The 25,890-nt window shown below is 59.4% G+C and carries 22 protein-coding genes; 15 read left to right on the top strand and 7 right to left on the bottom strand.

Annotated features, from left to right (window positions below):
- The first annotated feature begins 38 nt into the window (after window positions 1-38).
- From paaA to RDA78_RS13670, 8 genes are all read left to right on the top strand, one after another.
- Window positions 39-1,037 carry a 1,2-phenylacetyl-CoA epoxidase subunit PaaA gene (gene paaA / locus RDA78_RS13635; protein ID WP_434055840.1) on the top strand — a complete coding sequence of 333 codons (999 nt, stop codon included), beginning with the start codon at window positions 39-41 and terminating at the stop codon, window positions 1,035-1,037.
- A 27-nt stretch (window positions 1,038-1,064) separates the two neighbouring features.
- A complete protein-coding gene (gene paaB / locus RDA78_RS13640) occupies window positions 1,065-1,352 on the top strand; it encodes a 1,2-phenylacetyl-CoA epoxidase subunit PaaB (protein ID WP_319383748.1) in 288 nt (95 codons plus the stop codon).
- Window positions 1,352-2,173: a 1,2-phenylacetyl-CoA epoxidase subunit PaaC gene (gene paaC / locus RDA78_RS13645; protein ID WP_434055841.1), complete on the top strand. Its 822-nt coding sequence runs from the start codon at window positions 1,352-1,354 to the stop codon at window positions 2,171-2,173. Before paaB ends, paaC begins: the two co-directional genes overlap by 1 nt.
- Before the next feature lie 9 nt (window positions 2,174-2,182).
- Window positions 2,183-2,704 carry a 1,2-phenylacetyl-CoA epoxidase subunit PaaD gene (paaD, locus tag RDA78_RS13650; protein WP_434055842.1) on the top strand — a complete coding sequence of 174 codons (522 nt, stop codon included), beginning with the start codon at window positions 2,183-2,185 and terminating at the stop codon, window positions 2,702-2,704.
- 22 nt (window positions 2,705-2,726) lie between these two features.
- The gene (gene paaE, locus RDA78_RS13655) at window positions 2,727-3,803 is read left to right on the top strand and encodes a 1,2-phenylacetyl-CoA epoxidase subunit PaaE (protein WP_434055843.1); all 1,077 of its coding nucleotides are present in this window, start codon (window positions 2,727-2,729) and stop codon (window positions 3,801-3,803) included.
- A complete protein-coding gene (locus RDA78_RS13660) occupies window positions 3,793-4,572 on the top strand; it encodes a Phenylacetic acid catabolic protein (RefSeq protein ID WP_434055844.1) in 780 nt (259 codons plus the stop codon). Before paaE ends, RDA78_RS13660 begins: the two co-directional genes overlap by 11 nt.
- A gap of 21 nt (window positions 4,573-4,593) precedes the next feature.
- Complete coding sequence (paaZ, locus tag RDA78_RS13665) at window positions 4,594-6,657, top strand: phenylacetic acid degradation bifunctional protein PaaZ (protein ID WP_434055845.1); 2,064 nt, start codon at window positions 4,594-4,596, stop codon at window positions 6,655-6,657.
- A 136-nt stretch (window positions 6,658-6,793) separates the two neighbouring features.
- Window positions 6,794-7,162, top strand: a complete 369-nt coding sequence (locus tag RDA78_RS13670; RefSeq protein WP_434055846.1) for a VOC family protein — start codon at window positions 6,794-6,796, stop codon at window positions 7,160-7,162.
- Window positions 7,163-7,273: 111 nt separating this feature from the next.
- Here RDA78_RS13670 and RDA78_RS13675 read toward each other — a convergent pair whose 3' ends face one another.
- The gene (locus RDA78_RS13675) at window positions 7,274-9,172 is read right to left on the bottom strand and encodes a PhoX family protein (protein ID WP_434055847.1); all 1,899 of its coding nucleotides are present in this window, start codon (window positions 9,170-9,172) and stop codon (window positions 7,274-7,276) included.
- Window positions 9,173-9,640: 468 nt separating this feature from the next.
- Here RDA78_RS13675 and RDA78_RS13680 point away from each other — a divergent pair, with 468 nt between their 5' ends.
- Window positions 9,641-10,198 (top strand): hypothetical protein, encoded by a 558-nt coding sequence (locus RDA78_RS13680; RefSeq protein ID WP_434055848.1) that lies wholly within the window; start codon window positions 9,641-9,643, stop codon window positions 10,196-10,198.
- A 60-nt stretch (window positions 10,199-10,258) separates the two neighbouring features.
- Here RDA78_RS13680 and RDA78_RS13685 read toward each other — a convergent pair whose 3' ends face one another.
- From RDA78_RS13685 to RDA78_RS13695, 3 genes are all read right to left on the bottom strand, one after another.
- Window positions 10,259-11,758 (bottom strand): TIGR01777 family oxidoreductase, encoded by a 1,500-nt coding sequence (locus RDA78_RS13685; RefSeq protein WP_434055849.1) that lies wholly within the window; start codon window positions 11,756-11,758, stop codon window positions 10,259-10,261.
- Window positions 11,755-12,408: a DUF4166 domain-containing protein gene (locus RDA78_RS13690; RefSeq protein WP_434055850.1), complete on the bottom strand. Its 654-nt coding sequence runs from the start codon at window positions 12,406-12,408 to the stop codon at window positions 11,755-11,757. The genes RDA78_RS13685 and RDA78_RS13690 overlap by 4 nt, the downstream gene beginning before the upstream one ends.
- A 66-nt stretch (window positions 12,409-12,474) precedes the next feature.
- Window positions 12,475-13,038, bottom strand: a complete 564-nt coding sequence (locus tag RDA78_RS13695; protein ID WP_434055851.1) for a GbsR/MarR family transcriptional regulator — start codon at window positions 13,036-13,038, stop codon at window positions 12,475-12,477.
- Window positions 13,039-13,204: 166 nt separating this feature from the next.
- Between RDA78_RS13695 and RDA78_RS13700 the strand changes: the two genes are divergently transcribed.
- The gene (locus RDA78_RS13700; RefSeq protein ID WP_434055852.1) at window positions 13,205-13,660 is read left to right on the top strand and encodes a hypothetical protein; all 456 of its coding nucleotides are present in this window, start codon (window positions 13,205-13,207) and stop codon (window positions 13,658-13,660) included.
- 23 nt (window positions 13,661-13,683) lie between these two features.
- On the opposite strand, the gene RDA78_RS13705 is transcribed toward RDA78_RS13700, so the two are convergent.
- Window positions 13,684-14,835 (bottom strand): adenylate/guanylate cyclase domain-containing protein, encoded by a 1,152-nt coding sequence (locus RDA78_RS13705; RefSeq protein ID WP_434055853.1) that lies wholly within the window; start codon window positions 14,833-14,835, stop codon window positions 13,684-13,686.
- Window positions 14,836-15,085: 250 nt separating this feature from the next.
- On the opposite strand from RDA78_RS13705, the gene RDA78_RS13710 reads away from it, so the two are divergent.
- From RDA78_RS13710 to RDA78_RS13725, 4 genes are all read left to right on the top strand, one after another.
- A complete protein-coding gene (locus RDA78_RS13710) occupies window positions 15,086-16,135 on the top strand; it encodes a TRAP transporter substrate-binding protein (RefSeq protein ID WP_434055854.1) in 1,050 nt (349 codons plus the stop codon).
- 119 nt (window positions 16,136-16,254) lie between these two features.
- Window positions 16,255-17,070: a TRAP transporter small permease subunit gene (locus RDA78_RS13715; protein ID WP_434055855.1), complete on the top strand. Its 816-nt coding sequence runs from the start codon at window positions 16,255-16,257 to the stop codon at window positions 17,068-17,070.
- 9 nt (window positions 17,071-17,079) lie between these two features.
- Window positions 17,080-18,522 carry a TRAP transporter large permease gene (locus RDA78_RS13720; RefSeq protein ID WP_434055856.1) on the top strand — a complete coding sequence of 481 codons (1,443 nt, stop codon included), beginning with the start codon at window positions 17,080-17,082 and terminating at the stop codon, window positions 18,520-18,522.
- Between the two features lie 150 nt (window positions 18,523-18,672).
- Window positions 18,673-19,971 (top strand): amidase, encoded by a 1,299-nt coding sequence (locus RDA78_RS13725; RefSeq protein WP_434055857.1) that lies wholly within the window; start codon window positions 18,673-18,675, stop codon window positions 19,969-19,971.
- 82 nt (window positions 19,972-20,053) lie between these two features.
- Here RDA78_RS13725 and RDA78_RS13730 read toward each other — a convergent pair whose 3' ends face one another.
- A complete protein-coding gene (locus RDA78_RS13730; protein ID WP_434055858.1) occupies window positions 20,054-21,901 on the bottom strand; it encodes a dihydroxy-acid dehydratase domain-containing protein in 1,848 nt (615 codons plus the stop codon).
- Window positions 21,902-22,340: 439 nt separating this feature from the next.
- Here RDA78_RS13730 and RDA78_RS13735 point away from each other — a divergent pair, with 439 nt between their 5' ends.
- On the top strand, window positions 22,341-23,903 hold the full coding sequence (locus RDA78_RS13735) for a cation:proton antiporter domain-containing protein (protein ID WP_434055859.1): 1,563 nt from the start codon (window positions 22,341-22,343) through the stop codon (window positions 23,901-23,903).
- Window positions 23,904-23,937: 34 nt separating this feature from the next.
- Here RDA78_RS13735 and RDA78_RS13740 read toward each other — a convergent pair whose 3' ends face one another.
- Window positions 23,938-25,743: a caspase family protein gene (locus RDA78_RS13740; RefSeq protein ID WP_434055860.1), complete on the bottom strand. Its 1,806-nt coding sequence runs from the start codon at window positions 25,741-25,743 to the stop codon at window positions 23,938-23,940.
- Window positions 25,744-25,890 lie beyond the last annotated feature (147 nt).

Raw genomic sequence — 25,890 nt, forward strand, 5'->3', positions numbered from 1 at the left:
TGCACAAGGCCTGAACAGGTGTTTTTGGAGGAATTGCGATGTATGCGCAGCTCGTGAAATCAGAAGGTCTCAAGGCACGTGAAGACATGTCGCCTGAAGAGCGAGACTTCCAGGACCGGGTCGACAACGGCGAGAAGATCGAACCGAAGGACTGGATGCCGGATGGCTATCGCAAGACGCTGATCCGCCAGATCGGCCAGCACGCTCATTCGGAAATCGTCGGCCAGCTGCCTGAGGGCAACTGGATCACCCGTGCGCCGACCCTGGAACGCAAGGCGATCCTGCTGGCAAAGGTCCAGGATGAAGCCGGGCACGGCCTTTATCTGTATTCTGCGGCCGAAACTCTCGGTGTTTCCCGGGACGAGCTTCTGGAAAAACTGCACTCGGGCAAGATGAAATACAGCTCGATCTTCAATTATCCCACACTCAACTGGGCAGATATCGGTGCGGTCGGCTGGCTTGTCGACGGAGCGGCGATCATGAACCAGGTGCCGCTGCAGCGGACATCCTACGGACCCTACAGCCGGGCCATGATCCGCATCTGCAAGGAAGAGAGCTTCCACCAGCGCCAGGGCTACGCGATCATGATGAAAATGGCCACCGGGACACCGGAACAGAAGCACATGGCCCAGGATGCGCTGAACCGGTTCTGGTTTCCCTCGCTGATGATGTTCGGGCCGTCCGACAAGGACTCCGTTCATTCGGCGCAATCGATGGCCTGGAAGATCAAGATGAACACCAATGACGAACTGCGCCAGAAGTTCGTCAATGAAACCGTGCCACAGGCCGACTATCTCGGCCTCAAGGTGCCGGACGAAAAGCTTGCCTGGAACGAGGACAAGCAAGGCTATGACTTCTCCGAGCCGGACTGGTCCGAGTTCTTTGAAGTCATCAAGGGCAATGGTCCGTGCAACCGCGAGCGCCTCGAGGCCCGGGTCAAGGCCTGGGACGACGGCGCTTGGTTCCGTGACGGTCTGAATGCCTATGCCGAGAAGGCCGCCGACCGCCGCAAGGCGGCGGCGGTCGCGGCGGAATAGTCGAGACGAGGGGAGGGAAGAACTGCCATGTCCAAGAAAGAATGGCCTCTCTGGGAAGTATTCATCAGGGGGCAACACGGCCTGAACCACCGGCACGTCGGCAGCCTTCACGCACCGGATGCCGAAATGGCGATCAACCACGCACGCGACGTTTATACGCGCCGCCGCGAAGGGGTCTCGATCTGGGTGGTGCCGTCAAAGGAAATCACTGCATCGAGCCCGTCGGAGAAGGGCCCGCTGTTTGACCCTGCCGAGAGCAAGACCTACCGCCATCCGACCTTTTTCGACATTCCCGACGAAGTGGGGAAAATGTGATGTCCGCAGCAGAGACGACCGCGGCAGATGGGAAGGCGGACCCTTTTCTGTATGACGATGCCATCCGGTCCGCGTTTTTCGAGTGGCTCTGCCGAATGGGCGACAACGCACTCATTCTGGGACACAGGACATCCGAGTGGTGCGGTCACGGACCGGTCCTGGAAGAAGACATCGCGCTTGCCAACACGGCGCTCGACCTGATCGGGCACACGCAGATGTGGCTGGGGCTTGCTGGTGAAGTTGAAGGTAAAGGCCGTGATGCGGATGACCTTGCCTACCTGCGCGATGCCATGAAGTTCCACAACCTCTTGCTGGTGGAGTTGCCGAAGGGCGACATGGCGGTGACGATCATGCGTGAATTCCTGTTTGACGCCTATCATCACCTCCTGCTGGGGTGGCTCGCCGAACATTCGAAAAGCCCGCGCGTCGCGGAGATCGCGGCAAAGGCGCTCAAGGAAGTCAGCTACCATGTTGATCGCGCGTCGGACATCGTGGTTCGGCTTGGCGACGGAACGCAGGAGAGCCATCGGCGGATGCAGGAGGCCCTCGATCTGCTGTGGCCATACACGGGCGAAATGTTCGCTGGTGACGATGTCGATGCGGCGTTGAGTGAAGCCGGCATCGCACCCGAGCTCGCCGGTTTGCAAGGGCTTTGGGATAAAAATGTCCGGTCCATCCTGGAAGAGGCGACGCTCAAGGCGCCGGAACCCGGCGGCTATGCACATCTGGGTGGCAAACAGGGACGGCATACGGAACATCTTGGTTTCATACTTGCCGAAATGCAGTTTCTGCAGCGCGCCTATCCGGGCGCGAGTTGGTGAGGCGCTGCCATGTCGACAACGCTCCTTCCCGCAATCGACGAGATCTGGGCCTGGCTCGCGGAGGTTCCCGACCCTGAAATTCCCGTGGTTTCGGTCACGGAACTTGGCATCATCCGGGACGTTGCATACGAGGGCGACCAACTCGTCGTTGCGGTCACACCGACCTATTCGGGATGTCCGGCAACGGCTGTGATCGACCTGATGATCGAAGAAAAGCTTCGCGAAAAGGGGGTCGGGAATCTGCGCCTGGAACGGCGGCTTTCTCCGCCGTGGACCACGGACTGGGTGACGCAGGATGCGAGGGACAAACTGAAATCCTTCGGGATTGCACCGCCCGTCGACGGCACCGCAAGCGACGGGATGACCTCACGGGCAGCGCGGCTGTCGGGGTCCAGCGGGCCGGACGTTGCCTGCCCGCGCTGCGGCAGCACCGATACGGAGCGGGTCAGTCAGTATGGCTCGACACCCTGCAAGGCCGCATGGCGCTGCCGGGCCTGCCTGGAACCGTTCGATTATTTCAAATGTATCTAGAGACAGGAAAAGGGCTGCGCCAATGGCACGATTCCATTCGCTCGAAGTGATCGACATTCGCCGCGACACCCGCGATGCCGTTGTGGTCACGCTGAAACCGGATGAGCCTGATGCGGATGCGTTCAGCTTTATCCAGGGACAGTACCTGACATTTCGCCGCGACTTTGACGGAGAGGAACTGCGACGGTCCTATTCGATCTGCGCAGGCCTCGACGAGGGATGTCTGAGGGTAGGCATCAAGCGAGTGGATGGCGGTGCCTTTTCGACCTGGGCGAACGAGGAACTGAAGGTGGGTGACCATCTCGATGCGATGACGCCGATGGGACGGTTCCATACCGAGCTGGAGCCGGCGGCGGCAAAAGGCTATCTCGGCTTTGCCGGCGGGTCCGGCATTACACCGGTGCTGTCCATCATCAAGACAGTTCTTGCGCGGGAACCGGAAAGCACGTTCACACTGATCTATGCCAACAGGCAGACCAGTTCGATCATGTTCCGCGAGGAACTTGAGGATCTGAAAAACCAGTATCTCGGGCGGTTGTCGCTGATCCATATCCTGGAAACGGAAACCCAGGAGATCGATCTGTTCACCGGACGGATCGATGCGGAGAAAATGGATCTCCTGTTCAAGCTCTGGATCGACGCCGACGAGGTTGACACGGCCTTTATCTGCGGTCCTGAGCCGATGATGCTGACGATTGCCGAAAGCCTGCGCAAGCACGGTCTGAGCGATGAGCAGATCCGGTTCGAGCTTTTTGCCTCTTCGCAGCCGGGACGGGCAAAGGCAAGACCGGCATCGAAAGCCGCAGGCGCCGCCGCGGGCACATGCGAACTCTCAGTTACGCTCGACGGAACGACGCGAAACATCCAGATGCCAAAGGACGGAACATCCGTTCTGGAGGCGGCGGTTGCCAATTCGATGGACGCGCCATTTTCCTGCAAGGCCGGGGTCTGCTCCACATGCCGAGCCAAGGTGCTGGAAGGCGAGGTGGAAATGGAAGTGAACCATGCGCTTGAAGACTACGAGGTCCGCGCCGGCTACGTCCTTTCCTGCCAGTGCATTCCCGTTTCCGACAAGGTGGTGATCAGCTATGACGAATGAGGCAATGCTTCCCGATGAGGACGCGATGACGCTTTCCGATTATCTGGAAAAAGGCGGCAAGCTGACGTCGCCGGAAAATGTGCCGCCGCGCTACCGGGGCGAGTTGCTGCGGCTAATGTCGTCCTTTGTCGACAGCGAGCTTGCCGGATCCGCCGGCTTCGCCGATGCGATCAACTGGGCACCCGGACTTAAAGAGCGCATTGCCGCGTGCCGGATCACGCTGGAAAAGGTGGATCATGCCGAACGCATCCTCGACCTGATGGGCGATTTCGGAACCGACAAGGCGCTCTACAACAAGTCGCATTCCTGGTCGTCTCGCCGGGACCGGGATGCGCAGGTCGATCCGAAACGGCAAGGCGGAGACATGCGCCTGTCCGTGTTCCACTATCCGCTGCAAGGCTGGACTGATGCAGTTGTCATGAATTTCCTCATGGGGCTTGCGACGGTGCACCAGCTCCAGGAACAGGTGCGGACATCCTATCAGCCGCTCAGCGAAGAATTCCGGGCGATCCTTCCGAAGGAAAACCGGCACATGGAACTGGGGCAGGAGGGGCTTGCGCAGGTGTCGAAAACACCGGCCTTGCGCGCCGATGCTCTTGCATCGATTGCCTACTGGATGCCGAAAGTCGCCGAGACATTCGGTCCGGCGCACTCCACGCGATTCGACCGGCTGAAGAAGATGGGCCTGCGGCACACCGACAACGAGACCTTGCGGCGCGCGTGGACAGAAGATGCCGAGGCACGCCTGGCAAATCTCGAACTTGCCTGAACATTCTAGAAAGGACGATCCATGACCGGGACAGGGACGGCTGCGCGCCGACTGAAGAGCTATGTCGAGGGGGCGTGGCGTGCGGGCGAAGGTGACGGCGTACCGGTCCTGAACGCGGCCACGGGCGAGATCCACGCGCTGATCGGGACTGCCGGGCTGGATTTCAAGGCGGCGCTTGAGTGGGCGCGCGCGGTCGGAGGTCCGGCGCTGCGGGCCATGACCATTCACGAGCGCGCCCTGATGCTCAAGGCCGTCGGCTTGAGCCTCATGGACCAGAAAGAAGAGTTCTACCTGGAAAACTTCGCGACCGGTGCAACGCGCGCCGACGGCTGGATCGACATCGAAGGCGGGATCGGCACGCTGCTCACCTTCGCCTCCAAGGCAAGGCGCGAGTTGCCGAACACCAAGGTTCTCACCGAAGGCCCGGTCGAACCGCTGTCGCGTGACGGGACCTTTTCCGCGCAGCACATTCTGACGCCGCTGCAGGGCGTTGCCGTTCATATCAACGCGTTCAACTTTCCCGTCTGGGGCATGCTTGAGAAAATCGCACCAACGCTGATCGCCGGTATGCCTTGCGTGGTGAAACCAGCCTCCCAAACCGCCTACCTGGCCGAACTGGTGGTGCGCCGGATCCTCGAAACGGGGATCCTGCCCGACGGCGCGCTTCAGATCGTGACCGGATCGGCGGGCGATCTTCTTGACCATGTCAACGAACAGGACGTCGTGACCTTCACCGGTTCCGCATCCACCGGGCAGAAACTGAAATCCGGTACGGCGATCCTTCAGAATTCCGTGCGGTTCACTATGGAGGCCGACAGCCTGAACGCGTCGATCCTCGGCAGCGATGCCGGACCAGGCACCGACGAATTCAGCCTTTTCATCAAGGAGGTCGCGCGTGAAATGACCGTCAAGGCCGGGCAGAAATGCACGGCGATCCGGCGTGTCATCGTGCCGCAAAAACACGAAGATGCGGTTGTCGAGGCGCTGTCGGCACGTCTGGCGTCAACTGCGATCGGATTGCCCAACGCCGAAAACACCCGCATGGGTGCGCTGGTCTCGCTGAAGGACCGGGAGGATGTGAAAACCAAGGTCGGCCTTCTGGCGAAAGAAGCTGAGATCGTCTCCGGTTCGCTCGACGACGTCGCGCTTTCGTCCGGCGATGCCGAAAAGGGTGCTTTCCTGTCGCCGATATTGCTTCGCTGCGCTGATCCTGCGGGCGCGGATGCGGTTCATTCCGTTGAAGCATTCGGCCCCGTGGCGACAGTCATGGCCTATACGGACAATGACGAAGCGGTCGCGCTGTCGCAAAAAGGACGTGGCTCTCTGGTCTCCTCCCTCTTTACAGATGACAGCACGGTCGCCCGCGAGATCGTCACGGGTCTTGCGCCTTTCCATGGACGCGTCCTGATCGGAAACCGCCGGTCTGCCAAAAGCTCGACAGGGCACGGATCACCGCTGGCGCCCCTGGTGCATGGCGGTCCGGGCCGGGCAGGTGGCGGTGAAGAAATGGGCGGCATGCGCGGTGTGAAGCACTTCATGCAGCGCAGCGCGATCCAGGGAACACCCGAGCTTCTGTCCGCTGTCACGGGGCAATGGACCGAAGGGGCCGATGCGCATAGCGATATCCATCCGTTCCGCAAATCCCTGGCCCACCTGAGGATCGGCGATCAGATCATCACCAAGGCGCGTGAAGTCACGCTGGAAGATGTCGAACACTTTGCCGAGTTCACCGGCGACACGTTCTACGCTCACATGGACAGCGCGGCTGCGAAAGCAAACCCGTTCTTTGACGATCGCGTGGCGCACGGATACCTGATCGCTTCCTTTGCCGCCGGATTGTTCGTCGATCCTGAACCCGGTCCGGTGCTGGCCAACTACGGCGTCGACAACCTGCGATTCCTCACCCCGGTCTATTTCGGTGACAGTCTGAAGGTCCGGCTCACGTGCAAGGAGATCAATCCGCGGGAAAACACCGAGCACGGCGAGGTTCGCTGGGACTGCCAGGTGACCAATCAGAAGGACGAGATCGTTGCGCAATATGACGTCCTGACGATGGTCGCCAAGGAGTGGCCTGCCGCTGCCTGACCCAACGTCTCGAACTGGCAGGCGGTCCGTGCCTGATCGGCGCGCTGGCATGAACGACCGATTGAGGCGCATGTCCCAAAATGCATGTGCTAGGCTGTCGATCCGTTGCCGCGTGCCGAACCAGGGGGGGAGCGAATTGATCGCCCACACACATCTTCATGTCAGTGACTACGAAAGGTCGAAGGCGTTCTATTTGAAGGTGCTTGCGCCGCTGGGCTACTCGATTTCCATGGAGGTCGGGGATGCTGCCGGATTCTTCGACGGAAAGAACACGGATCTCTGGGTGGTGAACGATCCCGTCGTGCCGACCCATATCGCCTTTGAAGCCAAAAGCAGGGAAGACGTGCATGCCTTTTACGAGGTGGCGCTGCAGGAAGGGGCGACCGATAATGGTGGTCCAGGCTATCGCCCGCACTACTGGCCCGGCTACTACGCGGCGTTCGTTCTGGACCCCGACGGCCACAATATCGAGGCCGTCTGGTACGACCACAGCAAGGTTGATTGACCGGAACGGACTTTTGCCGGCGCCTTCCAGGTCCACAGGCGAAACCGGCAGTCGCGCAAAAGAACCGGCCGGTCAGGGACCGGCCGATCTGATTTTCAAGACTTGCCGCGTTTAGCCGACGAGACCGCCGTCTTCACGGGTCACCGCGATGATTGCGGACCGCGGAACGCTCTCGCCGCCTCCCGGCCAGTGGCTGTTGCCGCGTTCGCCCGGGTGCTGGATGCCAACAAACATCGTGCGGCGATCCGGGCTCCAGGTCAGGCCGGTGATCTCGCACTCGTTCGGACCAACCATGAACCGGCGGATCTCACCCGTGACCGGATCGCCCGCAAGCATCTGGTTGTTACCCTGACCGGCAAAATCGCCTTCGTTCTTGTAACTGCCGTCCGTCTGGATCCAGACAAGCCCGTTGGAATCGAAGGCCAGTCCGTCCGGCGAGTTGAACATGTTGTCGGCGTTGACGTTCGAGGATCCGGCATAGGCGTCGGAGTGAACCGTCGGATTGCCGGCGAGAACGTAGAGGTCCCAGGTGAAGCCCGGTGCCGTGTGGTCGCCGCTATCCGGGCGCCAGCGAACGATCTGACCGTAGTTGTTCTCCTCGCGCGGGTTCGGCCCATTGACGGCGGTGTCGTCACCCCCGGCATTCGGCTTTACGCCGCGGTTCTTGTTGTTGGTCAGGCAGCAATAGACTTCCGGTGCTTTCGGATTGGCCGCAACCCATTCCGGGCGGTCCATCGTGGTCGCCCCGACAGCGGAAGCAGCCTGGCGCGTGTGGATGTGGATGTCGGCGTGATCCATGCCGGTCGTCTCAGGTGTCAGAGCCACCCAAGCACCAGTGCCGTTGTCGGAGAACTTGGCGACATAGAGAACGCCGTCGCTCAGCAGGTTATCGGTCGGAGCGCCTGGTGCGTAAACACCGTTGGAGACGTAACGGTAAACGAATTCACCGCGCTCGTCGTCACCCATGTAAACCACAACGCGGCCATCATTGTTGACAACGGTTGCGGCGTTTTCGTGCTTGAAGCGTCCGAGAGAAGTGCGCTTCTTTGGCGTCGAGGCCGGGTCAGTCGGATCGATTTCGACAACGTATCCGGCACGGTTCGGCTCATTCGGGTGCTTTGCAACGTCGAAACGCTCGTCGATTTCGGCCCAGCCATAGCCCCAGTCTTCCGTGTTGACGCCGTAGCGCTTCATGGCCGGGGTGATCGACTTCGGATTGTCGTCCTTGACGTCTTCGCTGGAGGAGAAGTACCCGTTGAAGTTTTCCTCGCAGGCAAGATAGGTGCCCCAGGGTGTGGTGCCGTTGCCGCAGTTGTTCCAGGTGCCGAGCGTTTTTGTGCCCGTCGGATCCGCATCGGTCTTGAGCAGGTCGTGGCCGGCAGCCGGACCGGTCAGGTCCATTTCGGTATTCGGCGTGATGCGGCGGTTGTAGGGGCTGTCCTTGACCATTTGCCACTTGCCGTTGACGAAGGCAATTTCGACGACGGAAACGCCGTGCGCCATCATGCCCTTGGCGATGTCGTCCTCGCCGACAAGACGGCCGTCTTCCGCATTGGCCGAAATAATCGAGCGGTTGGTGTATTCGTTATTGACGACGAGCAGAAGCTTGCCGTCATGCGGGAACACGTCCATGCCGTCCGTGTTGTCGCCGAATGCGCGTTCCTGGCTCGCTGCCGTGCCGCGCGTCGCATCGTCGAACTCTGCTCCGTCGGACCACATGGGGTCGCCCCAGCGCATCATCACGTCAACCTTGTAACCGCTGGGTACGATGACTTCATCGGCCGTGGACGTGCCGATCTGGTCGAACGCGAAGCGGCCGGATGCTGCTTCTGCGGATGTCAGGCTGCCGCCAAGGGCTGCAAAGCTGCCGAAGGCCATGACGCCACCGAGGAAGCCGCGGCGGCTAAGGGCCGACTCGACGATCCTGTCAAAGTCACACTCTTCCGGGCGCGGGTTTACCATCTCGTCGAACTCGTCGAAGGTAAGTGTGTGATTCTCGTTATCTTTCATGAGTTTATCCTACTGGCTCGCATAAACACTAGCTGGCTCTTGCAATGTCGCAACACCGTTTCCAGACCCCGTCAAAAGCGCAAATACCGTCCCGAAATCTCGCAACAACATAACCCCGCGCCCGTCCGGCAGATGAAACGTATCACAGAGGTGATAGGGTCTTACGTGTCTTTTTTTTAACTTTAATGACGCCGCCGGAATTTCAATATTTGTCTTTATTTTTCCGGCTAAGTTAATCACCTTTTTTCGCGTGACACCAGAACCTGTCTGAATGGAGCCAATTCTTGCGTTCTTTCAAATAGTTCTTTTGAACGGATGGTAAAAGTGGAACTCATCTTCTCGTTCCGGCTGTTGTCCGGGTTGTGGAGGGTGTCCTAAAGTGCACTGGCCGCACACCAGGCTCGCATCTAAAATGACGGGCTATGGTGTGACCTGGAGGCATGTGCCGCCTCAACCGCCGGGGGCTCGATGAAAGGACTTCGTTTTTTCTGGTTGTTGCCGGCTGTCGTGTTTACCGCAGCCGACGCACACGCTTTCGCCCTGGAGGGAAAGAAGACGGTCAGCCTTGTGGACCAGCAGGGTGGTCTTCACCCCGTCGCAACAGTGGTCTTCGCCCCGGCGGAAACCGGAAGTAACTACACGATCGAGTGGCGGGACGATGTCTTCACCGACCACTTTCTGTCAATGCGTCCGTTCAAATGCCTGGAGGGCGCGGACAAACACTGGTGCCGGGTGCCTTACCCTTATGAAATCAGGCGGGTGGTTTCCGAAGACGATTTGACCGACCTTGAGTATGATCTTCTGTTTGTCTGGAAGGGAGCCACCGAATACGGCATAAACCTCTGGAATGGCGTTTACTACGAGCTTGAGAGTGAAGACGGCAAGCTGGTTGGAACTCTGCATGAGATGGATATGGACAAGCTGGGTGTGCCGCCTGAAGCCGGCAATCTCCGGCCCATTCGCGGCGTTGATCTTGAAGAGGGATACCCGGAGAGCCACTGGCTACCGGGCCTTGTGATCGAGTGACCGGTTGGGGGCGGCTGGTAAGACCGTCCCCGTCCGATCCGGATTGGAGCGCCTGCCGGTTCAGGTTTTCGCGACGGCGGTTTCCGCCCCTGGTGCATCGGCGGAAGATTTCGACTTCGCACCGGTGATTTTTTGCAACATGGGTCCGATCTCGGCATGCCGGAATTCAAATCCGTGATCGGTGAGCTTCTTCGGAATGACGCGCTGGCTGACCAGCATGGTTTCGCGCGCCATGTCACCAAGGACCCATGTCAGTGCCCACGCCGGAATGCGCAGGATTGCCGGTCTCTTCAGGGCCCTTCCGAGCGCCTGCGTGAAGGTGTCATTGCGCACCGGGCACGGAGTTGTCGCGTTGACCGGTCCGCGCAGGGTATCATCCGCAATCGCATGCGCGATGATGCGAATGAGGTCGTCCCGTTCGATCCAGGACATCCATTGGCGCCCACTACCCAGTTTGGTACCACCGCCGAATTCGAACGGTGCCAGCAGTTGCGCCAGCATACCGCCGTCCACTCCGAGCACCAGACCCATGCGCAGCCGGACGACACGGATGCTGAACCGTTCGATTTTTGCAGCCGCCTGCTCCCAGCGCGCGCAGACCTCTTGTGTGAAGGCTGCTGCCGGGTCCGATTGTTCCGTGAGCACCTCATCGCCGCGCGGGCCGTACCAGCCGATGGCAGACCCGCTGATTAGGCAGTCCGGTTTGTGCTCGAGGCGCGTGACCAGAGCCTCCAGTGCCGCGGTCGTTTCAACGCGCGACTGGATGATCCGTGCCCGTTTCTTCGCGGTCCAAAGACCATTTGCGATTGGATCACCGGCGAGGTTCACGAGCGCATCAAAGCGTTCGTGGTTCCTGATCTGGTCCAGATTGGTGATCACGCGTACCGGATGACGGAGGCTGTCCGCTTTCCGCGCGTCACGTGTCAGCACGGTCATGTAGTGGCCCGCCGAAACGAGAGCGTCGACCAGGCGTGATCCCACAAACCCGGTGCCACCGGTTACAAGAACATGGCGGTGCGGCGGTAATGCCGTAACGAGTTCGGCCGGATTTCCACCCGACAGCCTTTCACTGCGTGCTGCCGCCAGCAGATCCCGCGCTGCGAAAACCGCGACGCCGAATGCGGCGATGCTCGCCATCACGCTCCACCAACCGTAATCGACAAGGCTTGCCGACGTTGGCTGCTGGATCCATTGCCACAGGATCGGAGCCAGAAGAGCCAGGATCGCACCATAGTTCAGAGTAAGCAGCGTGTGATTGATCCGCTCGGTCCAGGGCAGTTTGCGGGAAAGGTCTTCTTCAACGAAGTCCCAGAGCGTGATCATGACCTCAAACACGAGCACGAGGGCCAGGGCTGCCGCAAAAAGACCGTGCGGCTCAACCCAGGCAAAGGACAGGAAAATCAGCCCGTAAAAGAAATTACGGATGCCGTGCAAACGCAGTTCGAGTTTCTGAGAGGCACGCCATGCAAGACGTTCAGTCAGTTCATGATGAAACAGCGTATCGAACAGACCCATGGCGATCTGAACGGAAATCAGTGTCCAGAGAAAGGGATCGGTCATGGTTGAACCTCCATGTCATGAAACAGTGCGTCCTGGTGGACGAGTTCGCCGAAGAAACGGCTTTCAAGGGTGAGGGAGAACAGGAACCGGGTTCCGCCGAGGTCCCGGTGGGTGATGGTGAGTGCGCCGGGACTGCACCAGCCGGGCAACCGCAGCCGCCATGACCCGAATTGCAGGAAGTAGTGGTCGCTCCTGAAGCTCAGGCCGTCGTCTTCAACACCGACGCGAAGCGCCATGCCGATCCCGGACCCGATGTATTCCTCGATGCCGGTCGGACCGGCAAAGCGTTTCGAGCTGTGGATCACCTGAGGAAAGCCGGCTTCCCGGCCGTATTGCCGTATCCAGAACTGTCCGTCCCCCGCGCAGTCTTCCGTCACAGTGACCACGGCCGGCTGGTGCACGGATGTCATGTCGTAGGGCAGCGGTGCGCCCACGAGCCGTGCCAGATGTGAAAAAATGTATCCGGCAATATTCCGGCGCATCGCGACCACGATGCCCTGATAAACCACGCTTGAGCCGCCTTTCAGGCGCTTGCCAAAACGGCGGCGAACGGGTGGAGGCAGAGCCTTCCAGGCCGACTCGCCGAGCAATCGGTGGAACCGGTGATCGGGGAGCGTGGCGCCGTGAAGGCCGTCAGTCTGATCCAGCATTTCCACTCCTTCCTGTTTTATTCGTTGTTTCTGTAAAAAGAGAAATTACTTGGCAAAAAATTTTGACTATCTGGCCTTCTTGCCTCCGCCGATCTTCAGAAGCGTGAGCACCTTGTTGCCCATCTTCATCAAGGCGGCGAGATTGGACTTCGGCACACTCAGCATCTGGGCCGACCAGTTGTCGGCCGTGGCCAGGAAATCCTGCATGGCATGCATGCGCCCGAGCACTTCGGGATCGAGGCGGGTCTCGCTCTCCGCCTGGGTCACGCACATGTCGATCGCCCGGATCGCCGGGTCGATCTCGCGCTCCTTGCGGCCCCTGGCGATAAGCAACGCCATTTCCCAGACATCGGTCTCGGCAACGAAATGTTCACGCCGGTCACCAGCGACGGGAACACGTTGAATGAGCTTCCAGCCGACAAGCTCCTTCAGGGAGTTGGAGACGTTCGAGCGCGCGATCCCAAGTTCCTCGGAGATCTGCTCCGCGTTGAGCGGACTTGTGCTGAGATACAAGAGGGCATGGATCTGCGCGACGGACCTGTTCACACCCCATTGGCTTCCCATGTCCCCCCAATAGAGGATGAACTGCGATTTCGAGGATGCTTTATCTTTGTCGGTAATTTCTGTCATGACAGAAACATCTGTCAATTGTGAGCGAGAGTCAATAGCCGTCTGTCAGCGCGTTGAGTCCGGATGCGCGCGACAGTGTGCCAGGCCGATTGCCTTTGCATTGTTGACCTTGTCAGCGATTTAGAACAAAATAAGAACTTCCGACATCTTCAAAGCGGAGTTTCAATTGCATCTGGATGGCTACACGGCGAAATCGGGCACCTTCGTGCCGGTCTGGACCCTAGAGATACAGACCTTGCCGGAGGACACCGACCGTATTCTCGACGAAGTGCTGAAGGTCCACCCCCTGAGTTTCGGCCGCTATCAGCGCAACGCGAGCATATCCGCTGTCGGCAAGGAAACCGCCCAACCGGAGCCGGGCTCCACGACCACGACACATGTGGAAGGATTCGAGGCCGGATCGACGGAAACCTATCCGATGGTCGAGCTCAAGATCTCCATCGAACGGGACCCAGGCGTCCTCGAAAAGGTGATGGATGCGATCCTTCACGTCCATCATTACGAAGAGCCGGTGATCTTCTTGCGTGAAGACTGGGCCAGCAGGGCCGCCTACGATCCTAAAAGCGACAATCCGCACCGGTGGTGGAACAACGGGCGCGGCCTTCCGGACCGGATCACCTGAGCCGGCTGGGCCGCGGCTTCTGCTCAGGCCGGCGCCGGGGCATAGATCTCAAGCGGAGCAGCAACACCTTTCAGCTCATGGTGTCCAACAGACCGCCAGCGCTTGTTCGACTTTGCCGCAAAGTCGCCGGACGCCAGAACGGTTTCGCCAAGCACACCGCAAAGACCTTCGATGCGGCTGGCGATGTTGACGGAAGAGCCGATGACGGTGAAATCGAGCCGGTTGCCGCCACCGACATTTCCATAAAAGACGGAGCCGGGGTGCAGGCCGATGCCAAAGGAGTAGTCGTGCTGCGACCTGTCTTCTCCGATGACCTGAAACGCCGCAGCTTCGGCCCTTGCAATTGCTGTTCCGACATCATTCTGGTGCGGAAAAACCGCCAGCAATGCGTCCCCGATGAATTTGAGGACTTCACCGGAATTTGCCTCGATCGCGTCCGTCAGCGTCCCAAAATAATCGTTCAGAAGTTTCAGCAGATCGTCTTCGCTGCGCGATTGCGCGAGGGAGGTGAAGCCGCGCAGATCGGAAAACCAGATCACAGCGTCAATGGTACTGCCGTCCCCGCGGGCAATCTCGCCATCCAGCACCCGGAGCCCGGCCCTGGTGCCGACATAAGTCTCCATGAGCGTCCTTGCTGTGTTGCGCGCGATAAAACCCTCGAACACGAGCGTCAGTGCAGGCAGCGTCGCATCGATCAAGGCCCTGTCAGTCTCGGCGAAACCGTCGGGCGACTGCGTTGCAAGGGTCAGGACCTTGAAGGTGCCGTCGGCAAACTCCAGGGGTATGGCTTCGTACTGATGGTAACCTTCTGCCCAAAGATCATCCCCGATCGGGTAGCGGGCCCTGTCGGCCGGGCGATCGAGCCGCAGAGACGTCGGCTCTCCGCGCGTGTAGATCCTGTGGATCGGGCTTGCCTTGAGGATTTCCAGCTGATCCGGCGTATAGACGAACCAGCGTTGTTCGGGGCCGGTTTTCCGGTCCCAGAAGACAAAGGAAGACTTTGCGATCGGGTGGAGGATCGGGGCACCGAGTGTTGACCGGTCCACTTGGAGACCGGCTTCGCGCAGTTTCAGGCTGTAGCCGTTCAAGAGCGACGAGGGGGCTTCCAGGCGGGGCCCTTCGATCATCAGCCAGCGGATGATCTCATCACTCGATATCGTCCCGTCTTTGGTCATCGCTCAATCTGATCGCATCGAATGAATCCGGAGAGGTTCCAGCTGGAACAATAAAACCGTTTTCGCCTTGCGCGCAAAAATGCAGCTGAAAAACTGATTTTCACGAAAAGAAAAAGACTTAGGGCATCGCAAACCCGCTTTATACGAAAGCCGGGGATTAACACTTTTGGCTGACTGCGCTAAGTAGGTTGCGTACGTTTCTTTTTCCAAAGGACCGGTCAAGGTCCACAAAAAACCCAGGGGGAAACATATGACGATCCGTACTCTCGCCATTGCTGCGGCGACTAGCCTTGCATTGACGGCACCGGCTGCCGCTCAGGAAGCCTTCGAAATGACCTCGGCATTCGGCAAAAACCTGCCGATCCTTGGCACGGCCGCCGTCGGCTTTACCGAAAAAATCAATTCCATTTCCAACGACGTCGAATTCGAACACTTCGATCCGGGCGAGCTGGTTCCCGCGCTTGAAGCGCTCGACGCCGTTTCCAGCGGGTCGGTGGACGCCGCCTACACGACATCCGGGTACTGGCAGGGCAAGATCCCGGCCGCCTCCCTGTTTGCCGCCGTGCCGTTCGGTCCGGAAGCCGGTGAGTTCCTTGCATGGATGCTCTATGGCGACGGTGCCGAGCTGTTCCAGCGCATGTATGACGAAAACGGCTACAACGTTCACGTCATTCCCTGCGGCATCATTGCCCCGGAAACCTCCGGCTGGTTCAAGAACGAGATCAACGGCCTTGAGGATCTGGAAGGTCTGAACATGCGTTTCTTCGGCCTCGGTGCTGAAGTGATGCAGAAACTCGGCGTGTCCACGTCACTGCTTGCCGGCGGCGACATCTTCCCGGCACTGGAGCGCGGTGCGATCGATGCGACCGAATTCTCTATGCCGCGGATCGATGCGCGTCTCGGGTTCCACAACATCGCGAAGTACAACTACTTCCCGGGCTGGCACCAGCCGGCAACGATGTTCGAACTCCTGATCAACAAGGACCGCTGGGACGATCTCGACGAAGTTGCCCAGAACCAGATCCAGATCGCCTGCATGGCGAACATCACCGACAACTTCGCTGAAGGTGAAGCAACCAACTTCGATGCGATGCAGGAAAACGTCGAGAAGAACGGTGTGACCATCAAGCAATGGTCCCCGGAGATGCTTGCTGCTTTCGAGACGGCGTGGGTCGAAGTTGCCGCTGAACTGGCTGCTGAAGATGCGTTCTTCAAGGAAGTCTGGGACAATCTCCAGGAGTTCCGTGCCGGCTACAAGGTCTGGAACGACAACATCTACCTGCCGCGTCCGCGCAACTAAGCGGGCTCTACTGATCCGTCCGAAATCTCGGGCGACACAATGAATACCGGGGCGTCATCGCCCCGGTATTCTGCTGGGTGTGGAGGCGTCCGGCACATCGCAGGCAAGGCGGGGAGCATATGGACAAGCCTGAAGAAGTCATTTCAGCCGACGGCAGTGTCGCGATCACGGATCCAGGCGCTGTCGGGGCCGAGGAACAAAATCGCGGCGACCGGTTCGTCGTCTTCATTTCCAATATCTTTGCATGGCTATTCCCGTTCCTGATGGTCGCCATCTGCGCCCAGGTGCTTCTGCGCGGTGCCGGTATGAACCAGGCCTGGCTCGATGATTTCCAGTGGTGGCTCTACGGGTCGGCGGTGCTGGTCGGCATCGCCTATGCTGTAACCACGAACAGCCACGTGCGCGTTGATATCCTTTATGACGGCTTCTCCAGAGAGAAGAAGCTCAGGACGGACATCATCGCCCTGACCTGGCTTTTCCTGCCCTTCATCATCCTGAGCTGGGACGTCACGCTTCATTACACGCTGTCTTCCATCAAGGCCGACGAAGGCTCGGACAGTCCGAACGGGCTGCATAACCTCTGGATCCTCAAGACGCTGATGAACCTGTCCTTCATCCTGATGGCGTTGGCGGCCTGGTCGATCTATGTGCGTCTCCTGTCCAAGATGACAAGACCTGTCCTCTGGAAGCAACTGCTCTATGCGTTTCCCTCGACAATGTTCGCGGTGAACCTCGCTACGTACTACGCGCTCTGGTGGATCGTATGGATCATCAGTCCGCCGGACGCAACGGCGCGCGATATCAGTCGGCACGTGATTTTCGACGAGGTCGAGGTCGGCAACTACGACATCAAATACACGATCATGATCACCCTGGTTCTAACCTTCTTGGTGATCGGCGCAGCCAGGCTCTTCAGCCGCAACAAGACGGCGTGAGACAGATAGATGCTTGAATTCATTGGCCAGTTTCTCACGCTGAACGAAATCGCAGTGATGGTGATGTTCATCACCTTCATCTGGATGCTGTTTCGCGGCATTCCGGTTGCCATGGCACTTGTCGGGGTCAGTCTTGTCTTCGTGCTGCTCGCAGAGTTCCTGCTTGACCCGAACCGCTCGTTTTTTCGCGATATCATCGAATTCGACCGGACCGGCATAAGCTATCAGCGCATGCAGGCGCTTTCCGGCCGCTTGTTCGGCGGCATCGTCAAGAACCCGGTTCTTGTCGCCCTGCCGATGTTCATCTTCATGGGACTGATGCTGGATCAGTCGGGTGTCGCGCAGCGCATGATGCACTCGATGCAGAAGCTGTTCGGCTCGCTGCGCGGCGGCCTGTCCCTGACCGTCATGCTGATCGGCATCATCCTGGCAGCTTCCACGGGCGTCATCGGCGCATCGGTCACGCTCCTGGGCGTCATGGCGCTCCCGGCGATGATGAAGCAGGATTATTCGAAACCTATCGCAACGGGAACGATCGCATCCGCCGGAACGCTCGGGATCCTGATCCCGCCGTCGATCATGCTGGTCATCATGTCGGATCAGCTTGCGATCAGCCTTGGCGATCTCTTCATGGGTGCGCTGTTTCCGGGCCTGATCCTTGGCGCGCTGTACATTGTCTTCATCGTCATCTACGGGCTGATCAATCCGAACGCGATGCCGGCGCCCGAAAAACCCGAAAAAGTCCAATGGCAAGATGTGAAAGAAGTTCTCCTCGCGGTCGTGCCGCCCATGTTCCTGATCCTGCTCGTGCTGGGGTCGATCTTTGCCGGTATCGCGACGCCGACCGAAGCCTCCGGTCTCGGGGCGATGGGAGCGACGCTTCTGGCGCTGGCCAACCGAAAGCTCAACTGGAAAGTGTTGAGGGATGTGAGCCGGTCGACGCTGAACACGACCGGCTATATTGTCGGGATCTTCCTTGCCGCCAACTTCTTCGCGTTCGTACTCAGGCGCTACGGCGGCGACGAGATCGTTCAGCACCTGGTTCTCTCGGTGTTCGAAGACCCTTATCTGACTGTCGGGTTCATCCTGCTGATTGTCTTCCTCCTGGGTTTCCTGCTCGATTGGATCGAGATCACGATCATCATCATGCCCCTGATGCTGCCGATCATCGTCGGGCTTGAGTTGGCCGTGCCGGGCTTCGACCAGGTCCGGGATCCGTCGGTCGTCTGGTTCGCGATCCTGGTGGCGGTGACGCTGCAGACCTCGTTCCTGACGCCGCCCGTCGGGTTTGCGCTGTTCTATCTGAAAGGTGTCTGTCCGCCCGGCGTAACGCTTGGGCATATCTACCGGGGTGTGGTGCCTTTCGTGATCCTGCAGCTGATCGGATTGCTGATCGTGTTCTATTTCCCGGCGCTCACGACCTGGTTGCCGTCGGTCGCCTACGGAAATTAGCGGGGCTAAGCGGAACAAACAGACCGGCTGACACCATCTGCCTTGCGCGCACAACGGAAGTGCGGGCAGGGCTGCGATATTCGGATCAAAAACCAGTGACGTATCTACTCCCGGCGCATCATCGCGGAAGGCCGGAACGCGGAGGCATCCATGAGTGAAAACCAGGCTTTACTCAAGCTGAGTGCGGTTGAGCTGCGCGACCGGCTCGCCAATGGCAGCCTCGCCGCCGTTGACCTGACGAAGGCCTGCATCGCGCGGATCGAGGCGCGCGAGGACGAGGTGCGGGCCTGGACATGGTTCGATCCGGTGGCGGTCCTGGCCGAGGCGGAGCGTCTGGATGCGCTCAAGGCAAGCGGCGCGCCGCTGGGCGCCCTTCACGGTTTGCCCATTGGCGTCAAGGACGTGATCGACACGGCTGGCATTCCGACCGAAAACGGCTGTCCCGTCGATGCCGGTCGTGTGCCGCAGGAGGATGCAGAGGCGGTAAAACGGCTCAAACAGGCCGGGGCCATCATGTTCGGCAAGACGGTCACGACCGAACTTGCCTTTCTTCACCCCAACAAGACGCGCAATCCGATTAACCAGGGCCACACGCCGGGCGGTTCCTCGTCGGGTTCGGCTGCGGCAGTGGCCGACGCAATGGTGCCGCTTGCCATCGGCACGCAGACCGGCGGTTCCGTCGTGCGCCCAGCCTCCTTTTGCGGCATTGTCGGGCTGAAACCCAGTTTCAACGCGATCCCGCGAAAGGGCACTTTGCTTCAGTCCCATTCGCTGGACACGCTCGGCGTCTTTGCAAATGATCCGGCCGGAGCCGTACTCCTGGCTGATGTTCTGAGCGGCAACGCGGGGGATGTTCCGGAACCTGCCGGTGCGCCCGTTCTCGGTTTCGTTGCGCCTCCCGGCTGGGATCAGGCGGACCCGGCGCTGCACGCCGCTTTTGACCGCTTGCTTGCGGCGCTTGGAGACAAGGTCATCGACCTTTCCCTGCCGGAGGCGTTCAACGATGCGGTTCGCCTGCGGGCCGTGATCAACACTGTGGAGATGGGGCACTATTTCGAGCACTATCTGGATCGCGGTGCAGACAAGCTTGGTCCGCCGACGCGCGACACGATCGAGGCGGGCCTGCAACTAAAGGCGGTCGATTACCTCGCCGCCAAGGCATTCCAGGATGATATGGACGTGCTGCTGGCGCCGCTGTTCGAGCGCTGCGATGCGATCCTGTGCCCGGCAGCGCCGGGACCTGCTCCTGCCGGATTGACCTCGACGGGCGACTCGATCTTCAACGGGCTCTGGACGATGGCAGGCACGCCGGCAATCACCCTGCCGTTGCTGGAGACACCCGGCGGCCTGCCCATGGGTGCTCAGCTCGTCGCGGCGCGTGGGGACGACAAAGCGCTTGTCTCGGTTGCGCATTGGTTCTGGGACTGGAGCAAGGAAAACGAACGCTAAAGGCGGCGCAGTGCGCCGCCCTTCGGACGTTTCCGGTCAGCCGGCTCTCTGACGTCAATCCACGCCGGTGCCGCGCTCTTGTTCAGCGATGGCGGTTCGTCGGCACAAATCCGGTTTCTTCCGCAGGTCTCATGTCGCGAACCCATACCTCGCGGTTCGGATGCAATCCGCCGCCGCGCACCGCCGGAACCGCCGTGTGGCGCGCCCGATGAAGAAGCCGGGTGTCTGCGACCCCGCAATTCGGATGCATACCGCCATTGTCGGCAACGGCCTTGTCCCAAATCGCTTTCCGTGCGGCCAAGGTCGCCGGATCATCCAGCGCCGGGCAATTCAGAGTGTTTGTGTTGAGGTCGACGATGATCTCGTCACCGTCCTCAACAAATGCGATCGGACCGCCAAGAGCCGCCTCGGGGCCGACATGACCAATGACCAGACCGACCGAGCCGCCGGAGAAGCGTGCGTCGGTCATGAGCGCGACCACGATATCCCGTTCCCGGCAGAGCGTCGTGATGCGTGACGTTGGATCAAGCATTTCCGGCATGCCCGGACCGCCGCTTGGACCGTCGTAACGGACAATGACCATATCCTGGTCCTGAAAGCTGTCCGGAGCCTCGTCAAGCGCCTTGATCAGGCCGGCTTCGCCCTCAAACACCCGGGCACGGCCCTTGAAGAGATTGTCTTCCAGGCCGCCTTCGACACCGGCAAGCTTCAGGATCGCCGAGAAGTCCGGTGACAGGTTGCCGCCGAGCATCCGGAGACCACCAGTCGGCTTGAACGGTTCCGCAACCGAGCGGATCACGTCCCCGTCCGGTGCGGCCGCATTGAGATCCGCGACCTGTTCGGCAAGCGTGCGGCCGGTACAGGTCATCATGTCACCATTGAGGAGACCGGCATCCAGAAGTTCCTTCACGATGACCTGGACGCCGCCGACACGATCGATATCCAGCATCGAATACTTGCCGTATGGCCGGGCATTTGTCAGGACGGGAACAACATCGCGGGAGAGGTGGTTGAATTCCTCCGGCGTCATAACATCCCGCCAGAAATGCTCGTAACCGGCTGCGCGGGCAATTTCGGGAACGTGCAACACGGCGTTTGTCGAACCGCCGATCGCCATGGCGACGATCACGGCGTTGCGAATGGAATCGCGCTTGACGATATCGCGGGGCTTCAGGCCCTTTTCCATCATGGCTGCGAGATAGGACACAAGCTGCTGCGGGAATTCCTCGAGGCGGCGCGGGTCGTCCGAGGGCGGAGCGACCATATGCAACGGCTGAAGACCGACCACACCGATAAATGTCTGCATGGTGTTGTAGGTGAACATGCCGCCGCAACTTCCGATGCCCGGGCATGCGTGGCAGGCAATACGGTGGCGAACGGCCGCGTCCTGGTGACCGGCGACCTGGTAGGCGCTGACAATGTCCAGCATCTCGCCCGTTTCCGGATCCTTGCCGGGCCTGATGGTTCCGTCAGACATGATGATGGCCGGTTCGTTGTGTTCCAGAACCGCGGCCATTGTCCCCACCGGAGGCTTGTCGCATGCGACCACGGCAATGGTTCCGGCCAGTCCGGACGCTTCCAGATGTTCACACAGTGCATCATGGGTGACTTCGCGGCCGATCAGTGAATAACGCATTTCACGCGTGCCGTTGCGAATGCCATCCGACGTGGCGATGGTGTATTCCGGCTGCACAAGCCGGTATTTCAGTTGGTCCTCGCCTTTGCCGATGCGCGATTTCAGGTGCTCGTGAATGGCATCGACCTTGCGCGCAACGCCCAGGTAACACTGGCTGTCGCCCTTGGTTCCGACGACGCCGACAGAGGGCTCGTGGATAAGCTCCGGATCGGTGCCAAGTTCATTGGCCATGCCAATCGTTTGTGCGGACCGGCCGGGGTGGCGGTCAATCAGGACAATTCTGGATTTCGTCATGTGTCACTTCTTGTTCAGCTGTGCATGCCGCGCGCGTTTCCCGGTCATGGTCCCGATCCCTGGAAAGCCGCGGGGTTGATAAGCTTGTAATCGACGTGGGCGCAATTTCAACCGGCGATTCGGCGATTCCAGTACGGTTTGAACGTTTGACGCAGACCCGGAGATGACAGGCGCCGACGGGAAGCTTCAAGCGGTGCCTGCGTCACGAAGAAATGTGTACCGGATGCATCATGCCACATCGATCTGGCGGAATTGGGTTCTCCTGATGCCGGTTCCTGGTGGAATACCCCGTTCCTGCGGCGAAATACATTGATCCCGCGCAAGGAATTCTGTTGGGATGACAGTCACAGGATAGGAACAATTGCGAGTGATGCGTCCCAGACAGGTTTCCAAACGTCGCTGATTTGCCGCCGGGCACGAGAGAGTGGGTGAGACCAGAATGCATTTTGAAGTCTTTGCTATCGGAACTGCCTTCGTGTTCGGACTTTTGGTGCGGCAAATCGGCCTGCCGCCCCTGGTCGGATTCCTTGCTGCCGGTTTTTTTATCAATTTCATCGGGCCGGGCTTCGGAATGCCGGTCGAAACAGGGCCAATTCTGGAATATATCGCGGAACTTGGCGTTCTGATCCTGCTTTTCACCATCGGGCTGAAGCTGAAGCTGCGCCAAATTGCCGAACCCCAGGTGATTGGCGGCGCGCTGATCCACTTCGCTGTTTCCGTCGCATTGTTCACACCCATCGTGCGGCTGCTGTTCACGTCCGACTGGTTGAGTGCCGTACTCATCGGCATCGCCCTTGCCTTTTCGTCCACGGTGCTTTCGGCAAAGATCCTGGAAGCGAAACGGGAACTGGGCACGTTTCACGGCAGGACGGCCATCGGCATCCTGATCGTTCAGGACATCATCGCGCTTGTCGTGCTGGCAATCTTCGCCGGCAAACTGCCCGGTCCGTGGGCGCTGCTGATCTTCGCCACACCCCTGCTCAGGCCGCTGCTGTTCCGCCTGCTGGACCTGGCCGGACACGACGAGGTCCTGTTGCTGACAGGCATGATGCTCAGCCTCGTCATCGGCGGAGTCGGTTTTGAACTCATCGGTCTGAAGGGCGAGATCGGCGCGCTTGTGATGGGGCTCCTGCTGTCCGGTCATCCGCGCGCCGGTGAATTGTCAAATTCGCTCTGGGCTCTCAAGGAAGTCTTCCTGATCGGTTTCTTCCTGTCGATCGGAATGTCCGGTCTACCCGATTGGAACGCTCTCATGTTTGCGCTTGTGCTGGGGCTTCTGCTGCCGCTCAAGGGCATTCTGTTTTTCTTGATATTGCTTGCGTTCAAGCTGAGGGCGCGCACGTCTTTCGTGACCGCCCTGTCGTTGACCGCCTACAGCGAATTCGGTCTGATCGTGGCTGCCGGCATTCCCGCCGCGCAGGAATATCTCGTGCCGCTGGCCATTGCCGTGTCGGTATCGTTCCTGATCGCGGCGCCGCTCAACCGGTTTGCGCATTCGATCTTCGAGCGTTTCGAGACGCAATTGCAACGGTTCGAGTTGACGACCCGGCACCCGGACGAGCAACCGACAGATCTCGGCGACGCAGATGTCATGGTCTTCGGCATGGGCAGAACCGGTACCGCTGCCTATGCGGCTCTGATCGGCAAGGGGCATCGCCCGGTTGGGCTGGATGCGGATATGTACAAGGTGGAGGGGCACGCGGAAGCCGGACGCAACGTGATTTTCGCCGATGCGGAAGACAGCAATTTCTGGCGCGGCGTGGAGTTGACCGGCATTTCGGCCGCCGTCCTGGCAATGGACGATCTCGAAGCCAAGCTGATTGCCGCGAGGATGCTGCGCGCAAACGGTTTTTCAGGAACGATCGTCAGTCATGCGCTGCATGCGGACCATGTGGAGCAGATCGCCGAAGCCGGTGCTGACCAGACCTATCTGACCATGCAGGAGGCCGGCGAAAGCCTGGCGACACACGCCGTCGAGCCGGTTGTTGCGCGGGAGGCATAGCAATGGCGTTTGAAGGCTCTTTCAGGTCCTGACCCTAGTCGAATTCAAAAACAAAACCGCTGATCCGTGCATAGAGCCCCCGCTGGGCACCGACAGAAACGTCATTCCAGTATTTCGGCCCTGATTGCCCCGATGTCTGGCGCCCGGCGGCGAAGTATTCGCCATAGTGTTCTTCGCCGTTTTCGTTGTTCGGTTGCCCCGGAGCCCAGTTGGTGAAACTCAACTCTTCCCCGTTGATCCAGCTCCATCCGCCAAACGGCTCGGAGGAGCGAGTGATCTGAATGAGGCCAAACCCCGGGCCGTGCACATTGCCTTGCCTCTCCCGAACGAACTTCGGGTCCGTGCTAAACAGCCCGTATATGAAGTCGTTTTCTTCAGAAGTCGACACAGTTGCCAAATAGCCGCCGGCTGCCTGGGCCAACTGGCTCGCCATCTCCCAGCTCATCTTGAGCGAGGGCGAGCTGTTGTCGTTGCGCACCACGACATACAAGCGACCTTCGAAGTATCCGAATACGTAGTGATAACGCGATAGCGTTTCCATGACGCGTTTGAGCCTGGGTTCCAAACCTTCGGGGATATTGCGGGGCGTGTACTGTCGACTGACATCGGACTGCAATTGCAATACCGGACGCGGGTCGACGAGCGAGCGCAAGAGCTTTTCGTCAATCGAGTCACCGATTGACAACCCGTAGCGAGCTCTTGCCGCAAAGACGGCGCGACGTGTCCTCGGTCCAAGACTGCCATCCGAGGGTCCTGGGTCGAAGCCGGAAAAGACCAGAGATGCCTGAAGCAATTCGGTTTGCTCTGCGGTCAGGATCGCTTCCCCGGAATCGTCATAGGTTGTCTCGAGCCACGGGCCTGATTCCTGACGATTGGCATTTTTGCGCAGCAGTTCTAGTCTACGTTGCGCCGATTTCAATAGCACGTTGTCAGCATGTTCATCTGCGTGCTTGTTGATGAAGTTTTCCCAGTTGATGACGGTGTTTAGCCGATCAGCGCGGACAAAAGCAGCGCTCAGTTTCGTAACGTTGTCCCGGTCATGAGAGGTTTCTGCTTCGGGATCGTCCAAGGCAGGGACGAGAAAAATGTCTGTGCTTGGCAACGAGCCATAGGTAAACGGCTGCTGTGCTCCCTGCGTCTGTTTGAATACGCTGTCTCGCACTTTTCGGAAGAGTTTGCCGATTTCCAGGCCCGGTTCTTCCATGTGTTGAAGGAGCCCGTTGGCATAGGGACTGTTTCTTCCCAATCCGTCAAACGCCACGGTTCCTTCCTTCGCGGCGTAACCGATGAGCACACCGTCAGGCAATGCGCCGCCGCGCGGGTCGACGCGAACCAGCCCTGTTCCAATGGATCGGGTTGGTTGGTTTTGCCTGAGCCGTTCGGCGAACGGATTGGTCCGGCATGCGTCGATAAGAACCAGTTTGATGCCCCGCATTTCGGCGACGGAAGCCATCAGACTATCGAGGGCCACCGTCTCGTCTTCCGCGTCATTGTCTTTTTCGAGTTTCGCGTCGACAGGGATCAGAAAATTGGTCTGGTCGAGTTCGATGCCGTGACCCGCAAAATAAATCAGGGACAGGTCCGCATTCTTGGCCGTGTTGGCGAAATCGGCGATTGCGCTCTGCAATTGTTCGCGATTCAGATCCAGTCCCAGACGAACCTCAAACCCGATTTTTGTAAGCGTCGCGGCCAAGTCAGTGGCGTCATGGATCGGGTTCTCAAGCGTTGCGACATTTTCGTATGTCGCATTTCCGATCACGAGTGCGAAGCGTCTTTCATCGTCGGCTTGGGCTGACAATGTAACAAGCATGAACAATGCGCAAAGCAATGACCTAAGCATTCTTTTCTCCTCGCTGTTGCGAGAAGCAGTGCATCGCTTCAACGTTCAAAATGCGCGTTGTCGAGCACTGCTCGACAAAGACTAACCTAACGACAAGTCCTTTCGCAACAAACGGTCCTGCGCGTTGATTGGCGATCCGACGCATGT

It is taken from the genome of Roseibium sp. (genome assembly GCF_051016195.1).
Lineage (GTDB): Bacteria > Pseudomonadota > Alphaproteobacteria > Rhizobiales > Stappiaceae > Roseibium.

Bases quoted from the DNA above. Each gene is read 5' to 3' on its own strand.
- RDA78_RS13660 (WP_434055844.1), top strand. From the start codon at position 3,793: ATGACGAATGAGGCAATGCTTCCCGATGAGGACGCGATGACGCTTTCC.
- paaA (WP_434055840.1), top strand. From the start codon at position 39: ATGTATGCGCAGCTCGTGAAATCAGAAGGTCTCAAGGCACGTGAAGAC.
- paaD (WP_434055842.1), top strand. From the start codon at position 2,183: ATGTCGACAACGCTCCTTCCCGCAATCGACGAGATCTGGGCCTGGCTC.
- RDA78_RS13695 (WP_434055851.1), bottom strand. From the start codon at position 13,038: ATGACAGAAATTACCGACAAAGATAAAGCATCCTCGAAATCGCAGTTC.
- RDA78_RS13705 (WP_434055853.1), bottom strand. From the start codon at position 14,835: ATGACCAAAGACGGGACGATATCGAGTGATGAGATCATCCGCTGGCTG.
- RDA78_RS13715 (WP_434055855.1), top strand. From the start codon at position 16,255: ATGGACAAGCCTGAAGAAGTCATTTCAGCCGACGGCAGTGTCGCGATC.
- paaB (WP_319383748.1), top strand. From the start codon at position 1,065: ATGTCCAAGAAAGAATGGCCTCTCTGGGAAGTATTCATCAGGGGGCAA.
- RDA78_RS13710 (WP_434055854.1), top strand. From the start codon at position 15,086: ATGACGATCCGTACTCTCGCCATTGCTGCGGCGACTAGCCTTGCATTG.
- RDA78_RS13720 (WP_434055856.1), top strand. From the start codon at position 17,080: ATGCTTGAATTCATTGGCCAGTTTCTCACGCTGAACGAAATCGCAGTG.
- paaZ (WP_434055845.1), top strand. From the start codon at position 4,594: ATGACCGGGACAGGGACGGCTGCGCGCCGACTGAAGAGCTATGTCGAG.
- RDA78_RS13675 (WP_434055847.1), bottom strand. From the start codon at position 9,172: ATGAAAGATAACGAGAATCACACACTTACCTTCGACGAGTTCGACGAG.
- RDA78_RS13740 (WP_434055860.1), bottom strand. From the start codon at position 25,743: ATGCTTAGGTCATTGCTTTGCGCATTGTTCATGCTTGTTACATTGTCA.
- RDA78_RS13680 (WP_434055848.1), top strand. From the start codon at position 9,641: ATGAAAGGACTTCGTTTTTTCTGGTTGTTGCCGGCTGTCGTGTTTACC.
- RDA78_RS13725 (WP_434055857.1), top strand. From the start codon at position 18,673: ATGAGTGAAAACCAGGCTTTACTCAAGCTGAGTGCGGTTGAGCTGCGC.
- RDA78_RS13690 (WP_434055850.1), bottom strand. From the start codon at position 12,408: ATGCTGGATCAGACTGACGGCCTTCACGGCGCCACGCTCCCCGATCAC.
- paaC (WP_434055841.1), top strand. From the start codon at position 1,352: ATGTCCGCAGCAGAGACGACCGCGGCAGATGGGAAGGCGGACCCTTTT.
- RDA78_RS13730 (WP_434055858.1), bottom strand. From the start codon at position 21,901: ATGACGAAATCCAGAATTGTCCTGATTGACCGCCACCCCGGCCGGTCC.
- RDA78_RS13735 (WP_434055859.1), top strand. From the start codon at position 22,341: ATGCATTTTGAAGTCTTTGCTATCGGAACTGCCTTCGTGTTCGGACTT.
- RDA78_RS13685 (WP_434055849.1), bottom strand. From the start codon at position 11,758: ATGACCGATCCCTTTCTCTGGACACTGATTTCCGTTCAGATCGCCATG.
- paaE (WP_434055843.1), top strand. From the start codon at position 2,727: ATGGCACGATTCCATTCGCTCGAAGTGATCGACATTCGCCGCGACACC.